The sequence below is a fragment of the Filimonas lacunae genome, assembly GCF_002355595.1.
GTDB lineage: Bacteria > Bacteroidota > Bacteroidia > Chitinophagales > Chitinophagaceae > Filimonas > Filimonas lacunae.
This window is the reverse complement of sequence record NZ_AP017422.1, coordinates 2460426-2482451: the sequence shown is the minus strand read 5'-3', so window position 1 is coordinate 2482451 and position 22026 is coordinate 2460426. Positions and strand designations below refer to the sequence as shown.

The following is a 22026-nucleotide window of genomic DNA, read 5'->3' as shown; positions in this document are numbered from 1 at the left end:
TTAGTATTGGGGTCCCTGTTAAATCCATTCTACATACAACACCTCTTTCATCCAGGGTAAACGAATGCTGCCATAGCTCCAGGGAAGGGTTTGCAGCAGCAGATCGTAACCCCGCTGTTCCACCTTCAACATCCAATGATCCTCGCCGCGGGTAAGCACCCCATCCCTTAGCAAAAAACTATTTCTGAATCCTTCTACCGAAGAACTTTTCATTTTACTCCATTGCTGAAACACGGCCTGAAACAAGCTCTCCGCCATAGCTATTTCTTCCGGTAATGGTTCTATGGAAAGTGGTACCGGCGTAGCCAGTTCAACCCCGCATAAAATTTTATTCAGGCATAAGGTATGCTCTTCATGTGCATACACGCCATCTACCAGGTGTTGCGTTAAATGAAGGGCGCGGAACAGGGCATCTTCATCTATAAATTTACTTTTCTCTGTCAGGTTCAGTTTACTGAAAAAGAAAGAAAAGAAAGGATGCAGCAGCACCAGCCCCGCGTTGTGTACGTATATTTTCTCCATTTTTTCCCGCGGCAATTCTATGCCCACTGTAGATGCGGTGTCTGGTGCTGGTATCACTCCTGCAATGGGCAACCGTTGCTTGGGTGGCGCTGCCTGTAAACGGGTAATCACCTCCCGCTCTACCACTGCCACCAGTTCGCGGGCAATGCCCCGCTCCTGCACTTTTAATACCGGCAGGGCTTTGCCTATGCGTTCATACACTTTATACACCGGTGGCGGGATACGTTTATCGGCAAAGGCGAAGAATTGTTTAATAAACTCTGGAGCATCTTTCACCATTACATGTCCGGCAAAAGCCAGTAACAAAAATTCGTTTAATAATTGAGAAGGCCAGTCGCGCCCTACCCCGGCAGCATCGGTAAACAGCAATTGCAGCACCAGCACGGCCGGTTGCATGTTCTCTAACCAGGTATAGTTTTCGCGTTCCATCCATTGCTGAATGGTAGCCATGCGGTAATGCCTGCTGATATAGGTGATTACTCCTACCGGCAATTGCTGCCAGCGCACCAATTTGTGCCAGGCAGGTGTTTGGGTGATATCCCTGTCAGTATGCTGCCGCAAATAAGCCAGCACATCCTGTTGTAACCAGATGGCTGTAAAAGCAGCAACGCTTTCTCCATTTACAAACTCGTTGCTTCCAAACCAGCTATGTAGCTGTATGCGTGCTTCTGCTGCATGGGTTGTCTTTTGCAACAACCGGCTTAAAGCGGCGCTGTTTTTACCCAGCACCCACCGGAACAGGTATTGTATCAGCACCCGGGCCGATACGCCCTGCAAATCCAGCGCCGCAGGTAAGCTGTTATAAGTAAAGAAATGATCCAACGTTTGTAAAGCCTGTTGCAGCAGCTGCTGTTCGTCCAGCGGTACCACGGTGGGCGTTTGATAAAAGCGGTTGAGTATGCGCGCCACTTTCATCAGGGTAACGCCTTTGTAGGTATCCCGCTTATATCCTTCCGAAGCGCTAAAGGGCTGATCGCCCAGGTAGGCCATCATATCTGCCTGTATAAAGCCGGATAGCCATTGCAATATCAGCGCATCTTTACCGCCACGCCGGGCGTTGAATAACTGGTATATGCTTTTGCGGGCCGTATAGCTGTTCACCGGTGCCATTAGCAACGATTTCAGCCGGGCACGGTCTTTTTCAAACAGGTATAATACCATATCGGTTAACAAACCCACACCCGTGGCTTCATCCGGCACCTGCAAAGCATCGGGCATACTGTTCCAGGTAAGATAATAGGCCATATTTTCTGCCACAGCGGTTAATAAAGCAGTGGCATTATCGACGGTTTCCTCCTTGCCATATAAGGCGGGAAACAAAGGCAGGTAACGATATTCCTGTCCTGCTATCGACAACAGTAACCGCTTTACTTCCGGCAGCTTTAACAAGGTTTGTTGCGCAGCATCCTGCTTTACTACAAAGCCCCCTACCAGTTGCCCCTGCTCGTTGATAGCACCAATCCAGGCAATGATCTGTTGCAGGCTTTCTGTATCACCCCGGCTGAACAGCCGGTTTAATTCCGGCAACAACGCATACCAGGTATGCCCCGGCAACCGGAACAGATGTTTAAGTCCCTGTATATAAAAGCTGCCCACATGAAAGGTTTGATAATAGGTTTCGGCATAATGATGCCACAGCAACCGCAGTAAGGTTTTCTCTGCACTTTGTGCGGTAATGGCCATAGCTGTAGGATGACTACCAGCGGTGGCCAGCTGTTGTATTAAAACACTGGCCTGCACCGCTTCTTCACCCGAAGGCAATAAGGCGAATATCCGCTGTACTAACGCTGCGGGAAACTGTAGCAGAAAGCGATGCATTCGTTTGTCGCTGCTGCCAGCCCATTGTAATAAGGCCAATGCTTCGCGTGGGTGCTGGTTCAGCAGTTGCTCCATCAACGATACAATGCTACCGGGCGTATACTGACCCCAGCGCGGCACACCGCCTGTTTCTATAAAATAAGCCAATAAGTTTTTTAGTTGCAAGTGCCCCGATGTGTAGCCTGCGCGTTCTACTGCCCAGTCAATAACAGGCTGTTGCAGTAAATCGTAAACCGCATCTGTTGCTACACCATTACTTTCAGTGGGCAAAGCGGCATTATGCGTGTGTAGTTCTTCTTCCAGCACCACTTTCATAAACCAGGTTAAACGGGCGTGTTCAATATCTACCCCTGCTGCATACAAAGCCTGGTACAGCAAGCCCAGCAACGCCGTATAGCCTACGTTAAAGTGTGCCGACATTTGGCGCAGTGTGCTTTTGATAAACATTTTGCGGCTGAACCAGGTTTCTTTTTCTGCCAGCAGAAAGGAAAGGATAAACAACCACAGCGCACGCTGAAAGTCTTCTGTACCCGATTTTACCAGGGCGTATTGTTCCTGCTGCCGGGTAATGCTTTTATGATAAGCAAGGATGAACAGGCTTTCTGCCGGTTCCAGCACTTCCACTATTTTTTGAATAACAGATTCGTTGAACTGCCAGGCAATGCGGCGGCGCACACTTTCATTTTTGCCTTCGCGCAACAATACAGCACGTAACTCTTTGCTATAGTTCTTGTACAACCGTTCTATTACATCTTCCAGTTCGTACACCGTGCTCACGCCTGCCCACCAGGGAAAGCTACCCGTTTGTAAAAAGTATACCAGCAGGCGCAAATAGCCTGCTTCTGTAGTAGTGATAGTATAATCGATAGTAGCACCCGCAGCCGGCCGGCCACCGGGTGTAAAAGAAAAATCAAATGCTTTGTGTAATGCCTGTAACAAACGTTCCGGCAGTTCTTTTTCCAGTTGCTCCAGGGTAATATTGCCCAGGTCCAGCGTAAGGGAATCTATTTTGATGTGTACACCATCCGGTATCGATTCGCTGAAAAACTGCTGTAACAGACTTTCCAGCTGGTAGGTAAACAACCGGCTGATCCTGTTTTGCAGTTCATGCGCCTTTTCACGCGGACGTAAGCCCACATCAAACACCAGGCTTTGTATGTGACTGCTATCATCACTCACAACAGGTTGTATTTAGAAGCTTCCATTAAAAACAGGGTCAGCTGCTCGCTGTAAAAGCTGGTATCGAACTCGTTCCTGTCCCGCAAAGACTGTCCCCATTTCTGGTATATTTCTTCAAAACGTTTCATACGGGGAATGTCCAGCCATAAAAAGGTAGGCTGCATATGCGCAGGCAAATGTGTAAGAAAAAGACTTTGTGCAAACTCGCGAAACCCTTTGTCCTGGAAGCGGCGCGGCCAGTCGGGAAATACGATGGTGGCTTTCCCGTTGAAAAAATCTTCTGTGCCAACGGTTTTATCTTTCCGTTGCACCTCATATTTAAAGCGGGGATAAAAATTGGTATTGCGATAGCGGTATTTCTCCAGTGCCAGGCGGGTTTTACCGGCCAGCTTTGCCTGCTCTTCTTCACTTAACAATTCTACATTGGACACAGGCATGGGTTCGGCGCTATCATTAGGCGCGCGGTAAATAGTAACAGCTGCCTGCAACGCGCGCAACCACTCTATATCTGTTTGTTTTTTGCGTTGTAGCTCCAGCAACTGCCTGATGGCTTCTTCCCGTTGTTCCCAGGTAAGCCAGTCGCGCTGGCTTAACAACAGCTTCCCTTTTTCATCATAAAAACGGAAGGCAAACACTTTTGACTCATGGGATGGTGCAAGCAGTAGGTGCTCTACCACATGAAAGCCTTCTGACGCAATGCTGATGTTGATTAATTTATCAATGAAAGTACGCAGGCCTTCCACGGCTTTAATACGGCTGGAAAAACGGCCAATAGCCACCCATTCGTGCGAGCCGTATTTTTTTATGGTCACCAGGTAATCGCCGGTGCTTACGGGGTGCGGCACTATTTTATAAAAACCAGGATCGGCCCCTTTATTAAAAAAGCCTACGTGCACCTGGCTCACCGAAAAGCTGGCATCCAGCGGCAAATTCTCATCTACCCACAACTCTAATGCTTTATCATCTTCTTCATAGGTTTTGTAAAAAGCCATCTGTGCAGCCGGTTTGGCGCCACTGCTTTTTACCAGGTTGCCTAATGCGTTCACGGCATTAAAAGTGCCCCGCTGCTGAATATGCAGCAGCAAACGCATGTTATTGGCAAAACCTACCCGAATTTCGTCGGATCCAAATTTCAGGTAGTTACGGGCCAGCGTTCTGTTATTATTGATCAACCGGGCGCTTTGCAGCAACGCACTTTTCCAGCGCAATTCTTCATCTATACGCTCTGCGGCATTGGATTGTTTGTAATAAAATTCGTACAACATTACCGGGTAGTGATCCGGTATAATATTAAACCTGCTTAACAAATGATCCAGGCTACGCTTTTTACGCTTGCGGTATACTTCGTCTGTTTCTACAATCTTTTGCAGCGCACTTACATAAGCATTTCCGGCATCCTTCATAAAGTCTTCCCAGGTAGTATTCTTGCTATCTGTAAAAGCTTTGATGATGTCAGATGCACCGGGCACGTTGTATAAAGGTTGTACAAAATAGGTTTTGGCTTTACCGGCATCTACTTCGTAAGAGTACAGATCGCCTACATGCGCCAGTTGCGACAGGTATCCGGCAATCAACTGCTCAAACAACATCAGGTAAGCTTTCAATTGTTTCATCACCGCTTTGCGGGCAGGTGTTTCATACTCTTCTATGCCATCTACCCCCAGGCGGTAAATAGCCGGAAAGTAGTTTTGCAAAGAAGTATACTGTTCGGTATTCCGGTATTTGCCTTTCACGCATTCCGCCACCACTTCATCGTGCATCTTCTCAATAAACCCTCTTTGCACGCTGGCACGTAAACGCCAGAGCAAACTATCAAACACCGCCCCGTTCACGGGTAAGGGCTGATCATCGTAAAACAATTTCACATCGGCATCATCCGGGTTAAACACCAGCAATGGAAAATGATACCGGTCCAGCTGCAACGGCTTTATGCCTTGCTTCTTGCCTGCCAACCCTATTTCCAACCTGCGAATATGCAACACATCTTCCATGCCCGAAATAGCCTTGATCAGCTCCGCAGGATCTATCTGCGTGGTCATCTTCTTCAACTCTTCATCGGGCACAATACCCCCTTTGAGGTTAGGCCCGGCGTAAATCTGTTCGTAGGAATATCCCCTGGCCAGCATTTCTTTTTCGGTATAGAATATAAACGGCGGGTTTAATGCTTTTTCCAGCCGGTGGTATATCTGGGCCAGTATCTCTTCGGGTATGGCTTTTTTAAACAGTACAATCTCGGCGTGTATGGTCATTTCCTGCGGTTGCAGCACCACAAAGGTTTCATACTCTTCTCCTACGTTACGCACCTCGTTCAATACTTCTCTTACACGGTTCACCACCTTTTTTGTTTCCGCTTCTGCTTCCTGGCCGGGCTTTAGCTGTTGCTGCCATTTTTCGTACAGCTGTATAACCACCTTATACCTGCCACGGGAATAAGTTTTGGTATAGGGCGATAAAACAGGCTCCAGCCATATGTTGTTCACTTCATAAATACTGTCAACTACATACTTGCGTAAATCGGTGATAGTAACAGGCGAAGAGGTTAATATCTGCTCCCGGCTAAAGAAAGAATTGGTGGCATAGTTCACCTGTCCTTTGTCGTCGGAAAGCAGGTCGGTAATAGGCACACTGGTACGATAGGCCAGATCGGTTAAAGCAAAACAGATCTGCTCCAGGATAGTAACGCCGGGATCGTGCAGGTTAAAGTCAGTCCATACTTTACCCGAATATTGCTGCACCAGTTCTACGGCCCTTTTCCTTAACCAGGCAAAGTCCATAGCCGGATTACTCTCGTAATTCTTTTCTATCGTAACAGGTTGCTGAATATCCATGCCTTCCCTTAATAGTAATAGGTGTCTGGTAAAAACTTGGTATCATCCCACAGGCGGGTGATATTATAATAGATCTGTACCCCATTGCCGTAATTGCTGCTGGTTTTTATTTCCAGTCTGAAATCGTGCGTGCCGTTGCTGCGCCATCTTAACTTAATCTTGTTCCAGAAAAAGCCGTAATGCGCGCCTGTACGGCGTATGTTGCTGCTGCTTTTACCAAATGCGCTTAATGCAATGGCATGCATAATAGCAAAGCGTCCGCTGGCTTTACGGCCGGTACGCGCCACTACCTCAAATGCCTGGCAGTTATCGAGGTTGGTGGCAATGGGATGCCATTGACCATCGGCTTTTACACTGCCCTGCTTATAGGTACCGGCACGGCCTTCCATGCCTGCAAAACCTTTTACATCCAGCTTAAAATCTTCGTTACAGTGTTTGCCCAATCCCAGGCTGCCATTGCCGTGAAAATAAAAGGTATCGTCTTCCTTTTTCTCTTTACGGGCATCCTGCAATGCCACCGGGCTTAGCTTCAAAGCTGTTTTTTCCTTCTCATCCCGCTCAAATACAAAAAACGGGTCCAGGTCGTCTATGTTCCTGTACAGGGCCATAAAACGACCGGAATGCATAGTAGAAGCTATGATCATCCCGTTATCATCGTCCTTTGAAAAACCATCGTCCTGCTTGTTGATCATAGAATCAATCAACGTGCAAAAATGATCTTCCGATGGTATTTCACCATTGCGGAAATGCTTTTTCAGCTCTTCCCTGCTACGCGTTTTTGTATTCTCAAATGCAGCCATCACGTTTTTATTTAAAGGTCAATTTGAATATCTATCAGTCCTTCTTCCCGTTTGCCCCAATCACGCTGTTGTTTTTCGTTGTGCGTGATGCGGCGGTATATAGTCAGTTCATCCCCTACTATAAAATCGCCAATGCCGGAAGCACCGGGTTTTTTATAATCAGGCGAATCAATAATTGAAACCAGGTGTGTGTCAGATGCTATCAGCACGGCATCGGGCCTGCTGGCTTCCATGTATTGCACCTGGTCTACAGCACTATCCACCACCACGGCATCAAAATGACCGGTAATCATATCCTGCCGTTTGTAAAAATGCAATACCGAAAACGAGGTTACATACCGTACATAAGGTTTACGTTTAATATCGTCCAGTATATCCTGCACATATATTTTACCACCTATTTTTAAATCGTGCCCCTGACCATACAGCCACGGGTTTACAAAGCGGTTGATATCCTCGTTCAGCATTTTGATATAATACCCATCATTGGTGTTCACCCCGTCTTTCTGTATCTGAATGCTGCAAACGATCTTTATTTTTTCATATACCGGGTTACCCACTTCCACGGTGGCAAATACGGATAGCTGCCGGCTGATAAACTGTTTTATACGCAACAGCATATCCAGGCTCACACCCGGCTCTTTACTCAGGTAACGGCCATCTTCTTTTTCACGCGGGATAACAATAATCTGCAGGTTAATGGCTGGTAAAATAAGGTCGCGCGCATCGCCCGAACCAATACATTTCACCATCATAATTTCGGGAAAGGCATCCAGTATCACCTGGGCAATGTCCAGGCTGGTACGTGGACGTTGTTTATGCCGCAAACGTTCGCTGATGCGCAGGTAGTATTGCTGCTTGCTTTCTTCGGGCCTGCCGCCAAAAGAAGGGAACAGTTGCCAGGTTTGCAATATCTCCGGCACTTTGCGTTTAAACCCTTTTATGGAGCCTGGTGGTATCCAGGTGCTATACAGGGTTTGTGCAGTAGATTCTTCTTCCTGCACGCGTGTGGCCGAAACAGCCTGTGTAAACACAGCTACCGCACGCCCGCCACTGCTATGGCTGCTATTAATAGATGCTTTTATCCAGTAACAATCTTCACTTACAATGGTGTTACCGGTGGCTATGTCATCAGGTAGTTTTAATACAATAATACCCGATTCTATAAAGTTGTGAGTGCTGTCGGATAGCACATCCGAATGTTTCAGATATTGCCATTTGTTATTTTTCAGGTAACTCCATTTCACCTTTTCGGTATCATGTGCCGTATGATGAAACTTCATTTCCTCTATCTGAAAAAGGAAAGATACTTCCTGCCCCGGCACCACCTGTTGCAGGCCTATCAGCAAATTGCTTTCCTGGTCAAGCCTGGGCACAAAGGAGATATCTGTCGTATCTTTTCCGGGATATAAGGCGGCATAGCCAAAGGGATATAAATGTATCAGTGATAAATAAGCGTCTTCTTTATTTCTGCCCCTGTTCAACACTTCTGAATGCTCCAGTGTGTAGCTTACCTCTACCGACTTCATCACCGGTATATAAGGCTGCTCGGGCACCGGCACTTTTTTGGCAAAACGTTTGGCGTTGTGCATCACCGCTGCCGGAAACAGGATCGGGTATAAACGATGCCCAAAAGCATCTGCCGGTTGCAGCAGTTCTATACGTACTGCCCCCTCTTTAAAAGCCCCCTGCGCAATGGTTTCTTTATTCAGCAGCATGTTGTTACTGAAAGCAAAAGCCACACCGCCCATATCAGGCGTAACGGTGTCTTTGCTTAAAAACAAATGCCTGTCTTCATCGCGCCAGGTGTTAAACAAAGACACCACCTGTTGCGGCGTAGCTGCGGGCGGGGTTTTACCATTGTTCAAAGGTGCAATGCTTACCGTAAAGCTATCATTCTTCACATGGTTATTATAACCGGCAAAGTAGGTTTCAAAACCACCTGCTTCTGATGGCAGGTCAAACCATTCCATCTGTAGCGAAAAGCTGCGGGTGAAGCGGTTAAATATATTCGTATTCTTAAGATCGAGATAACTGCCTGTGGCCGGCACCGGGCCAAAAGGCTGAAACGGCGTAGCGGCATTTACAGGCCCATAGTTGTTTTGTATCTCCACCATGCGCGAACCTGTTACCTGTGCTATTACGGAAATACGGCTTAGTTCCATATTACGTAAAAAGCCAAAGGCATTGTGGAACGAGCTGTTGTTCACTTCCAGCTTTAACAAAGGCCAGTTGCATTCATAACGGCCCCCATGCAGTTCGGGCTGGTAAACACTTACCGCCTTATCGGTATCGTATAGTTTAAATTTCAGTTCCAGGTAAGGATCGGATGCATTGTCCATATCAAACCGCAGGCTGTACTTCTTAATGGCCATCCATCCCTCTTCCCCGGTAACAGACACCTCAAATGCCTGGCTTAACAGCTGATGCACCACCAGCGATTTCTCGGCATCGGTAACACCTGAAAAGTTCAATATATAACTTTTGAAGAAGCGGTAAGAGTCGGGTTCCAGGTACATTTTCACCTGCATTAACCGGATGCCATCTTCTACATATAATAAGGGCGAGCCTATCAGCAATCCCAATACACCGTCGTCCATAGTTCGCTGACTCAGGGGCAGCTGGGTTTGATCTTCTCCCATCAAAGGCCAGGGCTCGGCCGTGCTAACACTGGCACTAAATGCATCGGGTGTAACCACGGGATAATCCCCTTTAAATACGCGTACTTCTTTAATGCTCTTGTATTCGTACTTCTCGCCGGCTGAAAACTGTACCTGCTTGCTTACAAAACCGGTTTTCAGTTCTTTAATAACGGCCTGACCTATCACGGTTTCCTGATCAATACGATATACAGCGCCTTTTACGGTACCGGCAATATCTGCCAGTAATAACTCCCCTTCCGGTAAGGCCAGCCTGCTTATTTGTGGCCCGGGTTGCAACACCAGGTGCACTTTATCCGGCACAGAAAGCCTGTGTTCTATGCCCAGTATCTGCTGGTAATATAAATCAAGATGGCGCTGGGTAATATGGTTCATTTGCTGCTGCAATAAGCCATGCAGGTCCAGGAAAGCCATATATAAACCCAGGTGCGAATCGTATTCTTTTTCATCCGACCGGTGCTGCAGGTAATACTGCGCAGCCACTACCAGCTGGCTGTATTTATCACGCAAATCGGTAAACAAACTATTTAAAGCAGCGGCCAGCACCTTCACCAGTTTTTTGGTAGAGCCTGTTGTAAACAGGTTTTCGGTAGCTGTTGCCGGAAACTGTAAAGGCTGTGGCAGCAGTGATGCAATTTCAAAATGGGCAATGCCCGGCACCAGGTATAATGCCTGGCTATATAAATGAATAAACCGGGCCGATAACTGGTAACAATCTTCGGTAACGCTCGCTACCGGCAATGCCTGTGCCCTGTTGCGCGAATGACTGCTTTTTACCCTTGTTTTTACCAGTATGTCTACCGCATCAAATAAAAACACAAATAGAGGATTTAACGCAGCCCCCAGCTCCACATCCGTTTCAGCACGCAGCAATGCCTGCTGCATCAGCTCATATTCTTTCAGGGCTGTTTTAATATCAATGCGCCCGATCAGGGTGAGCAGCACATCCATGTCCAGGTCAAAAAACTCTTCCCACGTGCCTTCTATCCTGTTTTGCAGGTTATAGTAATTAAACAGTTTGGCAAGCTCAATAGTAAAACTGAGCAGCTGCCCCGAATCGCGCTCGTCCGGTTTAAAATACCCCGGATGCAGCGCACGTGGAAAACGCTCTGACTGGCTCAGTCCATCTCTTATATCTATGTTTACGTGCCTGCTCATGAATGATTACATACAACTAATCTGATACATTGGTGCCTTCCAGGAAATAGAAAGGATATACAATGTTATGTCTGGTATTGGTGATAATGACTGTAAAAGCTATTTCTAAATGCACCAGTCCTTCCAGCTCGTTTTGCTGAATAACCATGGCTTCTAAAAATTTTACCCGGGGCTCAAAATTCAATAACGCCTGCCGGATAAGATCGTTAATGGTGCTGATGAATACACTGTCTACGCGTTCAAACACCATGCGGCGTAAGGCACAACCGAACGTAGGTTGCATCACGCGTTCGCCCGGCACTGTGCCCAGTATAATACGAATGCTCTGGATAATATCTTCCAGCTCGCTTACCATATTTACCGACATATGCAATTTGTCGAACGAAGGCGGAAACGACCATCCCCTGCCTAAAAAAGATTGTTGCTCATCCATGGGCTTATCCTCCTATCATTACCGTGGGACATCCAAGTATAATAGAGCCACCATGTGCACAGGTATCGCCCATGCGCGCCGCAGGCTTGCCGCAGATCATAACGGTAGCGGAGCCTTTCACTATTACATCGGGCGGACCTACGCAAACCAGGTTATCTCCCATTACGGCAGCCGGTAGTTTACCAATCAGTACCGTAGGTGCGCCAGGCCCTATAATGGGCCCGCCAACATGCGGTATGGGAGGTAAACCCGGTGTTACCATCGGGCAGGTATGCATATCTGTTAATCTTGCAGCCATCATAATTGTTACATTTTTAGTTAATCATCACCAAACCGCCTTTTACAGTGGTTTGTCCCGCTGCCGATAATTCAGCGGTAGCATTTCCTTTACCCACAAACCCGGCCTGCGCAGTAAGGTTTACATTCATACCTGATGCTTCCAGGTTTTGCGTAGCCGATATACTTACCTTACCCGTAGCACTGATACTTACATTACCCGTAGCGCTTAAAGTAATATCCTTACCGCTGTTTAAGGTAATGCCACTATTATTCATTTTAATGCTGTTGCCGTTCTGATCCACTACTTCTATCGCCTTATCCTGATCGGTCAGGGTAATGGTGTTACCTCCAGGCGTAGTAATAGAGATGATCTTATTTTCATCATCAAACTTCACCACCAGCTTGCTTTTGGTAGTAATAGATTTGATATAATTGTTTTCATCTGCGGGTGGCAGGTTAGGCTGCTTAACGCTGCTATACAATGCCCCCAGCACTACCGGGTAGCGTGGATCATTTTCCAGGAAACCTACTACCACCTCATCTCCTATCTCTGGCCAGAAACCCGAGCCGGCACTACTGGTGCCGTAGAAATTGGCATATCGCGCCCATACATCACTTGCGGTTGCAGCATTGGTAGCCAGTGTAACCAGTATACGGTAATGCGAATCGGGATCTTGCGTCAGTTGTTTTACGGTACCTACCTGCAACCCCTGAATACCGGGCACCTGGCCGGTGGCAGGCAGATAGGAAAAATCATTCATGGTATTTACACCTTTGCTATCCAGCCCTATGCGCACCTTCGTTCTCCATTTACCTTCTTCCAGTGTATGCGTAACCGCCGATATAAAGGCATTGCCATTAAACTTTTTGCCCACACCGGTTAATGCTATTAATGAGCCGGTTTTAGGCAATGCAGAGCCTATAAACACCACCTCACCACGTATAGCCGCTAAACGCATGCGCAATAAATGGCCATCAGCCCACGATTGCAGCTCGTCTGTAGCCATAGGTGTAACAGAGTTTAAGGTAGTTGCCAGCTGGCCCAATTTACCCGATAAGGTTTTAGCCGTTACGCTGCCCTGTGCATTCACAGAAGGCTCCGCTGCCGAAGCTTCCTGTAACTTCTGGTTTTTAATATCCCAACCGGTTGCCTTAACAGATGGCGCCTGCTTTTCGGCACTCAGTTCGGCCTGGAAACTCATCAACCCTTCTCCCGGCCCTACAGTTATTACCGGATCGGCACTTACCTTGGGTTTTTGAATAGTAAAGGTGTCGGTATCCATCAATATCAACATACCATTAAACTCAGCACGCGACAATACCAGGTCCCAATCGGTACCCAGCTTCTGTAAAAAGCCTTCGTTTTGAAAGCTGGTGCTGGTAACAGACGAACTTAAACCATATGTACTTAAAATAGCGGAGATAATATCGCTATCTACTTTATTCTGAAAGAAAGCTTCCGTTCTGCCAAAGGTCATGCTTACCGCATTATGCTTGCATACCAGTTTCAGGTTATAGTTACCTACAGTAGCATTAGCTTCCAGCCCATGCTTTACTATTACCCCGGTAAACAGGCTGGTTTCCCCCGCATCGCCATAGCCCGCCGTAATAACAATAGGATTACCCGGTGTAAAATCATCAGAATCGGTAAAAGGAATAGAACTGCCGTCTTCCTCAGCATCACCCGACAGGGTAATTTCCGCATAGGAGATTTTATTCACCTCGTGATGCACACGAATAAAACTTACGGTGTAAGCATCGTTAATACCATTTCCATTTACCTTAACGGTATACCGCAACGAATCGTCTGCTAAGTTCTGTACGGGGGTAGGTGCAGGCATACGTTATTTTTTTAGTGGTGGAAAATACAACTGCATCCCCGGTTTTAAGTGATATATGTTGTCTAATTTATTGTAACGGGCAATTTCCAGGTAATAAGCACTATCACCATATATCTGGTAACTCATCAACGGCAGGGTATCTCCTGCCTTCACTACCCGCATATGTGTAAGGTCGGGCGAATGATTGTCTGCTTCTTTCGCCTTGGTTTTGTTATCAATAGTTGATTTTAAGGTAATGTCTACCGTGGCGCGCAAAGCAGTGCCATCGGGTTTAAACAGTGTGTAGTTGGTATTGAACTGTGTACACACTCCCTTAAAAATAAGGCTACCCCAGGTAACTTTTACAAAAGGCGGTTTGTGCATATCACCATTGTAGGTGTATACCACTTTTTCCAGTTTACTAATATAATCCTGCACACTACTGGCACCCAGTAAAGGAATAACACCTGTGCCGTCTACCATTAACCCATTCAGGTTTAAAGAACCACTGGCCACACCTGCAAACGCCAATGAACCGGCAGGATTATTAATCTCCGGTTCTTCTTCATAGTTTACGCTATTGTTTTTGGTGTATTTTTCCGGGTTTACCAATGCGTTTATACTACCCAGCGCGCTACCTGTACAAGCGGGGTTATTGTAACTCTGTAACAATAGTTTTACCAACGACATAGTCTATTATCTCTCCAGCGAATTTTCCAGTTTTGTTTTAATCTGATCCATGCACTCTTTCACCACCTGGTTTTTTAAAGTCTGCAGTGTTTTAGCCAGGTCGGCCTGCTGTTGCCTGCCTGCCTGTTCTTCTACCGTTACTTTAATCACCAGCTCTCTTATTTCCAATGGCATACCGCTTCTCCTTCTGCTTTAGATATTGGTTCTTGTAAAATAAGTATATGCCAGCTCCAGCGACTCAATGGCTAATGCGTTATCCATGGCCCTGAACGGATCTGTTTTGATAGCTACCGGGTAGGCATTTTTAATGCTCCAGGTAACAATAGGCTTTTTCTGTTCGTCTATCAGCCTTACCTGCACCGGTTGCGGATCAATTAAAAAATTTTGTAAGGCATCAAACACCCAGGTAGTAAGCGGGGAGCCTACCAAAAGCCCCCGCTTTAATACCAGGTTATCATATTTAGCCCTGCCGGGAAGCCTGGTGGTATACAGGTTTACGCCTCCTTCCTTTAACTCTTCGGTTCCAAGCGTAGCGTTTAAACCGCTTACCTCCTGAAACATACCTTCCCCCACCTGGTTCATGGTGCCGACTTTTACATCGAACATAAAGCCCCGCGGGATATTATATGGATAATCCTTATTACTCATTTATTACGATGTCTTCAGTGTAAAGCCTTCGTGTGCTAATTCAATGGTTTCTACCGCTGCTTCGTTGGCATCTGACTTCATATCAGTGATGGTCATTTTGCAGGGGAAAGCATTGGTAAGGTTCCAGGTCATGGCTTCCTTATTGTTTTCGTCCAGCAGGTTAATTACCACCGTTTGACGTGCAATGGTGTTCATTTTAATAGCATTGTACATCGTCCACAGCTTGGTATCGGTCTGGAATATGCCTTTTTTCAAAGTAACGTTACCAAACTTCTTAATACCTGGCATTTTAATGCTGGTATAGCTTTGGCTATTGCCAACACGGTATTCAATTACCTGGGTTTCAGAGCTAAGGCCTGTTACTTCCTGGAAAAGAATTTCATCGCTGCCAATTTTCACAGAGAACTGAAACCTAACCAAAGGCCATATCGTATTCTGTGCTGATCCATTATCTGCCATAAAATATTATTTTTTAATAGTGGAGGTTATGATTGTTGTTGTTGTTGCTGGAAAGTGATTTCGATAAATTCAGCAGGACGAACTACGGCTACTTTCACCGTAATGCGCATAATACCGTCCAGGATATCGTTAGCGGTCATGGTGCTGCCTAAACCAACACTCACGCTGTAAGCCTGCTCAGGAGCAGCACCTACCAGGGCGCCTTGTGTCCACAGGTTATACAGGAAATTGTTAAACATGCTGCTGATGGTGATCCAGGTGCTGGAGTTGTTAGGCTCAAACACATAAGTGCGGGTTGCCAGTTTCAGGCTCTGCTCAATCATAATCAGCGTTCTGCGCACGTTAATATAACGCCAGTCCTGGCTGTTGCCGTCCAGGGTTCTTGCACCCCAAACCAGTATACCTACGCCAGGGAAAGGACGGATTACGTTTACAGATAAACCTGCCATCGCATCTACGTTCAGGTTTTGCTGCTGCTGGTTAGAAATGTTTACAGAAGGGGCGTTTACACTGTTTACCGAAATGTTAGCCGGCGCTTTCCATACACCGCGTGAGCTATCTACCGCAGTGTAAATACCTGCAATAGCCCCAGAAGGTGGCAATTCGTTCAGCTGCGACCTCATTTCTTCCAGTAAATGCGTGTAAGTGATACTGGTAGCTTTTAACGACTGGTGATAGTTCTTTTTCACAATCTCGTTCAGGTCGGCCGGAGCAGTAGCCTTAAACTTAGTTACTACATCTTTCACCTGTGGTTCTGGTAATATAGCAGACAGGTCAACTGCATCGTCGAAGTTTTCGAAAGTCAGTTCTGTAGGCTGTATCACCGAGGTTTTTAACCAGGGATAATATACCGCACCGTAATTCAGGTAAGCATTACCAATTCCGTTACGGAAGCCGCTTACTACATCATCGGTAGTTTGAGTAGGCTCCTGGTGCTCCACGTCGAAAATGCCAAAACGGCTTTGCGTTTTATAGCAATGCGCCAACACCTGCTTATAAATGTCGTAAGTATCTGATGGAGGTAATGCCACGATATCAGGTATTACTACCAGGGTGGGCTCCTGCTCTTTTTCCAGCAACTCAAACACGTTAGGCTTGGTAGTGCTGCCAATGAAATCTTCTTTCAGCACGGGCAACTCAGTTTTACCCTCGTAGGTATCTACTGCTAAAATGTAGCACTCACTGCCTCCATTGGCATAGAATAAACGGATGCTATTGAAAAAATATAAATTGTTATCTTTTTTAATTTTCAAAATAGAATCCTTTCCGTTCAGGCTAAACGGCTCCAGTTTGCTGGCCGGATCATAAGCTTCTACCGTAAACTTTGCATTGAATGCGCCGCCAAACCACTCTGCATACTCTGCAAAAGAGGTTACTTTGGTGGGTTTAAGTTTCAGGCTTTTCCCAAACCTTACTGCTTTTTCAGTATACCCTATAAATACGGGTATAGCCGTTGCCACAGCTACTGCCGAGCCGGGAAAGGCGTTTTGTTCTTTAATGTAGACCCCAGGTGTCTTAAAATCAGACATAACATTGTGGTTTTTTGTTTTTATAAAATAATCTCCGAATAAGAACGAAGGGATGCGGTATCAACACTGGTGTCGATAACCGATAAATGGGTAATATCGGGCGCCGGCAATATCTTCTTCACTACTTTAAACCGCCCTGTTACTTCATCATACTGCTCTACCAGCTGCCAGTCTCTGTTGGGTATTTCGTGAAAAGCTATTTTTTCGCCCGAAACAAAACACAGCGCCTTCCGGTTGTCGGGCAGTGTAATCCATTCCGGTCCTTTAAAAACTGCTTTCGATTGCTTGCCTACAATAGCAGGCTTTTCCAGTTGCTGCAAAAAGCTGGTAGATAATATGTAACGCCAATAGGTTTGCCTGGTGGCAAACTGTACTGTATATAATGCGGCAGTAAGTTGCTTCAAATGCAAACTCATTACTGCAAAAGGCTTTACCGGAAAAAATGCGGTGTCTTTCTGTACGGTTTCATCCGTTACCACAATGTCGTTATCTGCAAATTCACCGGGATGCAATTTTTCATTGCCATGGGTGTTGGAAAATTGAAGCAGGTTTTTGCCCGGAACATAGGCATCCAGCGCTTCGGTATATTGTAAAAAATAAGGATCGGAATTGAGTATATAAAAGCGAAGGACAATATCATGATCACACACCTGCTCACGGCTCCGGGAGGTGCCATATACCAGGCTGTTAAAACAGATGACAAATCTGTTTTCCTGTGTTTTTAATAGCAGGTCGTGCTGCGCCAAAAGCCATTCTGTTTCCTTTGCAGGTAACACGCGAAAGACTTTCAGCTTTTCATCACTGAAATAACTATGTGCAAAGGCAACAGTTACCAGTGGGCTGAAACGGCTATCCATAAGGCAACTTTTAAGCTAAGGGTTAAATTTATTTATAGAGTTTTATATGCTTCCAGCTGTTGAAATTCCCTGAATCACCGGCCTGTATTCCCTGCTCACTTCTGCATCATAGGTTAACATTCTAACGCGGTACATCACCGAAGGCATGTATTTAGCCCCCAATGTTGCCCACAAATTGTTTAACCTGTCCAGGCCACACGTTTCTATCTCCACCGAAATCTTTTCTATACTGTCATGCAGGGCCGGGCTGTTCGCCCTTGTAAACACAGGCTTCTGCTGCATGAAAGAAATAATCAGCGAAAGAAATTTTAATCCTTCCGAATAGTTGTTACTGGAAAAATACACCGCAAACATCACCTGCAAATTAACACTCACACTGGGGGCATCTCTGGTAAGAACTCCTTTGTTAGCTGCCGGTTCTTTTTCAATATTTACTAAGGTTAACGCTATCTTATTTTCACTAGGTATTGCTACTGTTCCATCCTGATTTACCAGTGAACTTAGCACCACTTTATCCTCAGGTATTTTTAGCCTTACCCTGAAATACTCATTTAACTCATCAGCTATACATGTCAAACTTTCGTAAATCATAAGAACAGTATAGGCGGGTAAAACTAGATTATATTTTTTAAAGTTGCTAATACATAAATAATTTTTAATTTCAAGCCGCCTTTATACATTTTGCTCTTTCGTTATGAAAAGAAAATTTACCCTGCCTGTATGCTTCCTAATAACCTTACTGCTTGTTTGCGGCCTGCATTCCAGCGCATTTCCCTATATCCATTATCCCCCAAAGACACTGCTGCAAAGGCTTTTGAAGATACTTTAAAGTCCAAACAAGGAATTTTAAAGTCCATTGCACAGTTCTTTAAATTCAGAGCCAACGCGCAAAAGAGGGAGAAAGAAAGGGTTTTAAACATTATAAAAAGTCTTTCTATCGGTGACTCCATACGCATTACAGCCGACAATCTGAAGCTGATGATTGCTACTATTGCCGACAAGCAAGACCAGCATTACGACACTATTATGGCGTTGATAGATTCGCTGCAAAGCCGCTTCCCGCTTGTAACAACGCTGAAAGATATCACGCACCCCACTACCGACTCTACCGGCGTTACTGACTCTACAGTAACCGATTTAGATATCAGTGAAATTATTAAAAAACTTTTACCTCCTTCTCCCGGAAAACCGTTAACCAAAAAAGAAAAAGAAGAGCGTGCGCAAAAAACCACCACCACGCGCAACATCATAGATATGGGGCCGCAAAGCTTTCGTAAACGGGAAGGGATATCTATTAAAGATTACTCTCTCACCTTACGTAAGCTCACTTCCTTTTATGGCTTTTATAACACAGCCGAACCATATGACTCGCGCAACACTCCCTTTAAAGAGTTTGACTGGTGGATATATGATGCCCTGCAGTTCAATGGCAAAACCGGCAACTTCACGGCATTAAACAACTGGAACACCATACCCAACATTGCAGACACCGCTAAAAATGCCGGTTGTAAAATAGCCTTCACTATTCAACTGGCTAATCCCACTACCACCAGCAGTTTTTTAAAAAGTGTAAAAGCACAACATAAATTATCGGATGGCATACTGGAACTACTGAGCAAACGCCCGGCAGATGGCATCAACATTCACTTTGCCACACTGGACGAAAGCGACAGAAACAGGTTCACCGACTTTGTATCCTTTTTATCTAAAGCTGTAAAGCAGGCGCATCCCGGTTTTCAGGTAGCCCTTACCCTACCTGAGGAAATTACTCCTACCTATATAAACATATCTGATTTAGATTCTTCCTGCGATGCGTTTTTTATTAACGACAGTTCAGCAGTATCTTATTTCCTGAGCCAAAAAGTACCCGCATCCAAATTCATTTTTACCGTACCAGCCAACGCTTACGAAGCCAGTGATTTACCTGCCATTACCGGAAGATTTGAAATGGTTACAGACAACAAGCTCGGTGGCGCCGGTATTTGTTATGTAGGTAATAATGTTAATTATATAGATGTATGGAACTCCATGCTGTACACACTTACTACTATCGATACCACACTGGTAAAAGACAGCACCATCACCAGCACACATCCTTTTACCTTCTGGGAAAAACTATACCGCCGTTTAGCTTTATACAACTATATCATCACCAATCCCTGTGAAGAATGCTTTGAACATATACAGGGCGACTCTTCTATCAATTATCTCTTACAATATGTACACGACCTGGGACTTGATACAGTTGTAAGAGGATATAATAAACAGCAACTACAAAGACGTGACCGGCCGGCAGATCTGCGCCGGGTATTGGTTACCGAATTTGAATATCTCAGCAATGAGCTTACCCGGTTTCTTTTATGCGCATCCCTGATCATGCTGCTGGGCTGTATTATATTCGGCGTTGTGTATGTTTACAACCTCAAGAACAAGGGCGACGACTGGAGCTATAAAAAACCAGTAGCCCGTATACTCATGGCCTTCACCATCCTGCTTACCCTATTTGCCTTTTCGTATGTGTTTGTAAACGACCAGTTGCCTTTCTTTGGCGTAGGTAACACCGTTAAAATACACTGGGAAACGATAGGGATTAAATCGGGTAGTTACTTCAAAAAATCATTAAAGTGCATGCCCGATCCGGATTGTGTAAACATATCCTTGTATACCTTACTGGGCATTATTACCCTGGGTGGTATTGTAGGCATATTAACCGCAAGATTTCTGATATTACCGTTGTTAAAGCAGAATGATGTGCCTTAGTAAAAGAGTAGAAGATTCAATACTTTTTAAATTGGGTTTGGGTTATCAATAAAGGGTTACGCCGCAAAGATATCCGGCGGTCATATATATCCAAAATAAATCTGATTAACATACAATGGCCCGTTGATACGCATTGTACAACGGGCCATTTATTGACAGAAAATATTATTTTATGCGTTTTCCAATTCTGCTTTGATCAGTTTCTTCATTTTCAGCATCTTTTCCACTGCCCGCGGCCCTTTTTCCGGGTCATTGAACAGCTTCCCTATATTATCCGGTATTATCTGCCAGCGAAGGCCATATTTATCTACTAACCAGCCACAGGCCACCTCTTTACCACCATCGGCAGTTAAGGTATTCCAGTATTGGTCAATTTCCTCCTGGGTAGCGCACTCCACCACCAGCGAAACCGCATCGGTAAAGCCAAAACCATGATTATACGAACTATCCATAGCCATCACCCAATAGCCATTCAGCGAAAACTGCGCATGTTTCACATTGTCTGTGCTATCTCCCTCCCCTTCTGCATATTTCAGAATGCCCTGTATGCTGGAATGAGGAAACACGGTCGTGTAATAATGAATCGCTTCTGATGCCTTACCGGCATTATCACCTGTGAACATTAGTGTAGGAGATATCCTTTGCTCCTGTTCGGTTTTAGTGCCGGTATACAGCTGCCACGAAATGCCATATTTATCAGCCACCCAGCCGTATTTATCACTCCAGGGATAAGTGCCCAGCTCCATCATCACCTTCCCCCCTTCAGCCAGTGCCTGATAGTATTTTTCGGTTTCCTCTGCAGTGTCACTCAGCACCATAAAAGAGATAGCAGGTGTGGGCTGTGTGTCGGGCCCATCATTCAATAACATCATTTTTTGTCCGTGCACGGTTATCTGCACTACAAAAGGCATACGCTGCGCCACAGCAGCATGGCCAAAAGTGCTGATGTAAAAATCAGCGGCTTCTTCTGCCTTTCCTTTCAGAATAAAGCAAGGGTACATGGAATTATTTATCATAATGGAAATTTTAATCGTTACTTATTTCATCCTTACCATACAACGGCAAAGCCCCAGGCTTAAATACCATTCAATGCAAAAACCGTCCGCCGCCATTCTCTCATCCGCTATCAGCTGTTCAAATGCCTGCCCTATACCAGGCCGGTTTTTCATAAAATCCGGTACATCTATATACAGGTAATCTCCTTTCGCCAAACAAATGGTTTCCAGCTGAAACCGGTCCAGCTCGCCTTTATCCAAAGCGGTAACGCCCGCTTTGTAGAGAATAATGCCCTTTTCATCGCGCCGCGACAGGCCAAAATAATTGCGCCTGTCCACGTTAGGCACCAGGGCATGCAACGTTTCATGCGCCTGCCTTACGCCTTCGGGAAACGAACTGGCAGTAACGCAATGCACCAGCATATCCTCGGTTAATGTGGTTGTTTTCACTGTTACGGTTTTTGTAGTGTAAACTTACACCACTCACCGGCAGGTGACCGGGTGCAAAAAAGACATAAAACCGGGTATTTGAGACGTAAAAGGGCCGGCAAAAGCCGGCCCTTATTCATACACATCACACAATAGTTAAAA

17 protein-coding genes are annotated in these 22026 nt (G+C 45.6%); 1 reads left to right on the top strand and 16 read right to left on the bottom strand.

Annotated features, from left to right (window positions below):
• Positions 1-18 precede the first annotated feature (18 nt).
• The 14 genes from FLA_RS09710 to FLA_RS09650 are packed head-to-tail and all read right to left on the bottom strand — an operon-like array spanning position 19 to position 18271.
• The gene (locus FLA_RS09710) at positions 19-3519 is read right to left on the bottom strand and encodes a contractile injection system tape measure protein (protein ID WP_076380284.1); all 3501 of its coding nucleotides are present in this window, start codon (positions 3517-3519) and stop codon (positions 19-21) included.
• Entirely contained in the window at positions 3516-6347 is a 2832-nt protein-coding gene (locus FLA_RS09705) for a hypothetical protein (protein WP_076380283.1), read from the bottom strand. Before FLA_RS09705 ends, FLA_RS09710 begins: the two co-directional genes overlap by 4 nt.
• Before the next feature lie 8 nt (positions 6348-6355).
• Positions 6356-7147, bottom strand: coding sequence for a hypothetical protein (locus tag FLA_RS09700; protein ID WP_076380282.1), 792 nt, complete (start codon positions 7145-7147; stop codon positions 6356-6358).
• 11 nt (positions 7148-7158) lie between these two features.
• Positions 7159-10965: a hypothetical protein gene (locus FLA_RS09695; protein WP_076380281.1), complete on the bottom strand. Its 3807-nt coding sequence runs from the start codon at positions 10963-10965 to the stop codon at positions 7159-7161.
• A gap of 16 nt (positions 10966-10981) precedes the next feature.
• The gene (locus FLA_RS09690; RefSeq protein WP_076380280.1) at positions 10982-11398 is read right to left on the bottom strand and encodes a GPW/gp25 family protein; all 417 of its coding nucleotides are present in this window, start codon (positions 11396-11398) and stop codon (positions 10982-10984) included.
• 4 nt (positions 11399-11402) lie between these two features.
• Entirely contained in the window at positions 11403-11699 is a 297-nt protein-coding gene (locus FLA_RS09685) for a PAAR domain-containing protein (RefSeq protein ID WP_076380279.1), read from the bottom strand.
• 13 nt (positions 11700-11712) lie between these two features.
• Positions 11713-13518 carry a type VI secretion system tip protein VgrG gene (vgrG, locus tag FLA_RS09680; protein ID WP_076380278.1) on the bottom strand — a complete coding sequence of 602 codons (1806 nt, stop codon included), beginning with the start codon at positions 13516-13518 and terminating at the stop codon, positions 11713-11715.
• 3 nt (positions 13519-13521) lie between these two features.
• Positions 13522-14187: a CIS tube protein gene (locus FLA_RS09675; protein WP_076380277.1), complete on the bottom strand. Its 666-nt coding sequence runs from the start codon at positions 14185-14187 to the stop codon at positions 13522-13524.
• Between the two features lie 6 nt (positions 14188-14193).
• Entirely contained in the window at positions 14194-14361 is a 168-nt protein-coding gene (locus tag FLA_RS31445; protein WP_159445133.1) for a DUF5908 family protein, read from the bottom strand.
• A gap of 18 nt (positions 14362-14379) precedes the next feature.
• Complete coding sequence (locus tag FLA_RS09670; protein ID WP_076380276.1) at positions 14380-14835, bottom strand: phage tail protein; 456 nt, start codon at positions 14833-14835, stop codon at positions 14380-14382.
• Positions 14836-14838: 3 nt separating this feature from the next.
• On the bottom strand, positions 14839-15294 hold the full coding sequence (locus tag FLA_RS09665; RefSeq protein ID WP_076380275.1) for a phage tail protein: 456 nt from the start codon (positions 15292-15294) through the stop codon (positions 14839-14841).
• A gap of 26 nt (positions 15295-15320) precedes the next feature.
• A complete protein-coding gene (locus tag FLA_RS09660) occupies positions 15321-16823 on the bottom strand; it encodes a phage tail sheath family protein (protein WP_076380274.1) in 1503 nt (500 codons plus the stop codon).
• A gap of 20 nt (positions 16824-16843) precedes the next feature.
• Positions 16844-17680: a hypothetical protein gene (locus tag FLA_RS09655; RefSeq protein WP_076380273.1), complete on the bottom strand. Its 837-nt coding sequence runs from the start codon at positions 17678-17680 to the stop codon at positions 16844-16846.
• Positions 17681-17722: 42 nt separating this feature from the next.
• The gene (locus FLA_RS09650) at positions 17723-18271 is read right to left on the bottom strand and encodes a DUF4255 domain-containing protein (RefSeq protein ID WP_076380272.1); all 549 of its coding nucleotides are present in this window, start codon (positions 18269-18271) and stop codon (positions 17723-17725) included.
• 129 nt (positions 18272-18400) lie between these two features.
• On the opposite strand from FLA_RS09650, the gene FLA_RS09645 reads away from it, so the two are divergent.
• Entirely contained in the window at positions 18401-20440 is a 2040-nt protein-coding gene (locus tag FLA_RS09645) for a hypothetical protein (protein ID WP_096510877.1), read from the top strand.
• A 170-nt stretch (positions 20441-20610) separates the two neighbouring features.
• Here FLA_RS09645 and FLA_RS09640 read toward each other — a convergent pair whose 3' ends face one another.
• Together FLA_RS09640 and FLA_RS09635 are read right to left on the bottom strand one after the other, a co-directional pair.
• Positions 20611-21456, bottom strand: a complete 846-nt coding sequence (locus FLA_RS09640; protein ID WP_231940415.1) for a VOC family protein — start codon at positions 21454-21456, stop codon at positions 20611-20613.
• A 21-nt stretch (positions 21457-21477) separates the two neighbouring features.
• Complete coding sequence (locus FLA_RS09635) at positions 21478-21885, bottom strand: hypothetical protein (RefSeq protein WP_076380270.1); 408 nt, start codon at positions 21883-21885, stop codon at positions 21478-21480.
• Between the last annotated feature and the right edge of the window lie 141 nt (positions 21886-22026).

Coding starts and splice junctions, on each gene's coding strand:
- FLA_RS09670 (WP_076380276.1), bottom strand. CDS start 14,835: ATGAGTAATAAGGATTATCCATATAATATCCCGCGGGGCTTTATGTTC.
- FLA_RS09640 (WP_231940415.1), bottom strand. CDS start 21,456: ATGATAAATAATTCCATGTACCCTTGCTTTATTCTGAAAGGAAAGGCA.
- vgrG (WP_076380278.1), bottom strand. CDS start 13,518: ATGCCTGCACCTACCCCCGTACAGAACTTAGCAGACGATTCGTTGCGG.
- FLA_RS09660 (WP_076380274.1), bottom strand. CDS start 16,823: ATGTCTGATTTTAAGACACCTGGGGTCTACATTAAAGAACAAAACGCC.
- FLA_RS09705 (WP_076380283.1), bottom strand. CDS start 6,347: ATGGATATTCAGCAACCTGTTACGATAGAAAAGAATTACGAGAGTAAT.
- FLA_RS09665 (WP_076380275.1), bottom strand. CDS start 15,294: ATGGCAGATAATGGATCAGCACAGAATACGATATGGCCTTTGGTTAGG.
- FLA_RS09695 (WP_076380281.1), bottom strand. CDS start 10,965: ATGAGCAGGCACGTAAACATAGATATAAGAGATGGACTGAGCCAGTCA.
- FLA_RS09700 (WP_076380282.1), bottom strand. CDS start 7,147: ATGGCTGCATTTGAGAATACAAAAACGCGTAGCAGGGAAGAGCTGAAA.
- FLA_RS09675 (WP_076380277.1), bottom strand. CDS start 14,187: ATGTCGTTGGTAAAACTATTGTTACAGAGTTACAATAACCCCGCTTGT.
- FLA_RS31445 (WP_159445133.1), bottom strand. CDS start 14,361: ATGCCATTGGAAATAAGAGAGCTGGTGATTAAAGTAACGGTAGAAGAA.
- FLA_RS09645 (WP_096510877.1), top strand. CDS start 18,401: ATGCTTCCTAATAACCTTACTGCTTGTTTGCGGCCTGCATTCCAGCGC.
- FLA_RS09650 (WP_076380272.1), bottom strand. CDS start 18,271: ATGATTTACGAAAGTTTGACATGTATAGCTGATGAGTTAAATGAGTAT.
- FLA_RS09685 (WP_076380279.1), bottom strand. CDS start 11,699: ATGATGGCTGCAAGATTAACAGATATGCATACCTGCCCGATGGTAACA.
- FLA_RS09655 (WP_076380273.1), bottom strand. CDS start 17,680: ATGGATAGCCGTTTCAGCCCACTGGTAACTGTTGCCTTTGCACATAGT.
- FLA_RS09690 (WP_076380280.1), bottom strand. CDS start 11,398: ATGGATGAGCAACAATCTTTTTTAGGCAGGGGATGGTCGTTTCCGCCT.